Below are 2,295 nucleotides of genomic sequence, written 5' to 3' on the forward strand. Positions count from 1 at the left end.
TCTATTTCTCCGGCCCGCGTCTTCATAAGCCCCGGCCCGCCGCCGGTGGGGGGGGGCGGGGGCGCCCGGGCGCGGGTACATTGAGGAGGCCTCCTCTCGGAACCCGGCCCGCTTTGTCGCCTCAGGACCTGTCCGGCCTCAGGATCTATCCGGCCTCGGGGCCGACGTGCAGCACCGTGCCGACCTGGGCTCCGTTGTAGAAATTGATCAGCTCGTTGCCGGACGCCACCGTGGTGGCGCGGGTGAAGCCGCCGCCGTAGCCGCTCGCCAGGGTGAAGATGCCCCAGGCGACGATCCAGGGCTGCGGTTCGCCCTGCTCGTCCAGGAAGAGCTCCGGCTCCGGGACGACCCGGCGCTGCAGGACGAACGGGCCGTCCACGGCGGCGGTGACCTGCTCGCGCCACTCCTCCGCCGACACCTCGGGGAGCCAGCCGAGCACGATGCCGGCGCCGCTGTGCAGCTGGGTGGGCTTGAGCGCCAGGTGCTCCTTGTTGGCGAGCGCGTAGTCGAGCAGTTCGACGTGCTCGCCGCTCTCCAGCGTCACCTTCCCCGGCCGGACCATCCGCGTCCACGGCAGGATCCGGTCCAGGCTGGCCAGCTCGGCGGCCGAGAACAGCCCCCGGTTCTGCTCGTCGGAGAGCATCGCGAGCGCGCCCTTGCTGGCGAAGACCTCGGCGTCCATCGGGGTGAAGATCTTCACCTGGCCGCGGTGGGCCGCGTCCAGGACGGGGTTCATCAGCGCGGGCGCCTCGTCGGACTCCAGCAGGTCCTTGATGAGGAACATCCGGTAGATGATGTCGACCTTGCGGTCGCCCAGCCAGACGCCGTCCTCGCGCACGTCGAGCTGCCCGATGTGGCAGGGGTGGGCGTCCAGCCCCAGTTCCTGCCAGCGCGCGCAGTAGTGCGACATGTACGAGGCCAGCCGGTCGTAGCTCGTCGGCCAGTCGCACATCGCGACCACCGGGCGCGACCCCGGCTCGAACCCGCTCTCGGCGAACACGCTGTCCACCAGCTCGCGCATGGTGTCCACGAACGTCAGGCCGCGGCGCTCGGCGAAGGACGCCAGCGTGGGGTGCTCCAGGAGGGCGCGGCTCATGTCGGCGTTGTCCAGGCCGCCGAGCGAGCCCCCCATGTTCACCTCCAGCAGCCGCAGCCCGGTCGCGTCGGCGTACATGTCCAGCCGGCCCACCCGGGTGGGCGCCGGGCCGCGGCTGCGCAGGACGGCGTGGACCTGCGGCTCGGCCATGCCCACCGCCCGCGCGAACGCGGCGAGGTCGCCGCCGTACAGCTTGTCCGGCAGGCTGATCAGGGCGGACCGGAAGTTCTCCAGGTCCGCGGCCAGGAGCTGCTGCTCGTCGCGGTCGAGGAACACCGGCCGGGACAGGTAGCGCCCCTTGTAGAAGGCGCCGAGGAACTCCGAGTCCGGCAGCGGGCCGAGCAGCTCGCCCGCCGGCGTCCCCGCACTCGCCTGGAGGTACTCTTCGGTCAAGGACTGACGGGTCACGACAGGTTCACCCTTCGGGGTCGATGATGAGCTGCTGCTCCAGCTTGCGGATGACTTCCCGGTCCTCGTAGAGCTGCTCGGACCGCTCGTGCGCGAGCGTGATGTAGCCCATCGTCATGCTCGTGTGGATGTCGGTGCTGGCCTCCACCCGGTCGCCGGTGGACACCAGCCGGAAGGTGGAGTGGAAGCTCGGCAGCGAGCGCGCCTCGTCGAGGATCTCGGCGTTGCGCACCACACCCGAGGTGTAGGCCTTGACGAACACGGCCAGCACGTTCCGCCGCAGCGCGAACCCGTCGGGCATCTCGTCGCCGCGGCCCGCGCAGACGTCCACGGTCCGGGTGAGCTGGCTCTCGCCGGTGGCGATCTCGGTCAGCAGCGGGTGGCCGATCCCGGCGAGCCGCGCGTTGACCTCCAGCAGCCGGGGGCCGTCCTCGGTCATCATGATCTCGGTGTGCGCGGCCCACTGCCGCTGGCCGACCGCGTCGAGCGCCGCCAGCGCGTACTCCATCAGCGACCCGAGGACGGGGTCCTCGGGGGCGTACGGCATCCACTCGACGGCGTTGTAGACGGCGATGCCGTCCCCGTACTGCGCCCGGTCGTACCGGATGATGTCGGTGACCGAGTGGCGGCCGTGGTGGCTGACGGTGTCGACCGCGTACTCGGTGCCGGTCAGGTGCTCCATGACCAGCACGTCCTCGGCGAGGATGTCGTTCTTGTCGCGCTTGCCGAGCAGCGCGTCGAAGTACTCGCGCCAGCCCTCGCCGCGCGGCGCCCGGCCCACGCCGACGATG

Annotated in this window: 2 protein-coding genes; both read right to left on the bottom strand. The window is 71.0% G+C overall.

What is annotated here, in order from left to right:
- Positions 1–145 precede the first annotated feature (145 nt).
- Entirely contained in the window at positions 146–1,489 is a 1,344-nt protein-coding gene (locus AB0J52_RS36955) for a hypothetical protein (RefSeq protein WP_500187560.1), read from the bottom strand.
- Positions 1,490–1,511: 22 nt separating this feature from the next.
- On the bottom strand, positions 1,512–2,295 hold a 784-nt coding region (locus tag AB0J52_RS36960), incomplete at its 5' end, for an ATP-grasp domain-containing protein (protein ID WP_500187562.1).

Origin of the sequence: Spirillospora sp. NPDC049652 (genome assembly GCF_040675125.1) — a bacterium.
In the GTDB taxonomy this organism is placed as follows: domain Bacteria; phylum Actinomycetota; class Actinomycetes; order Streptosporangiales; family Streptosporangiaceae; genus Spirillospora.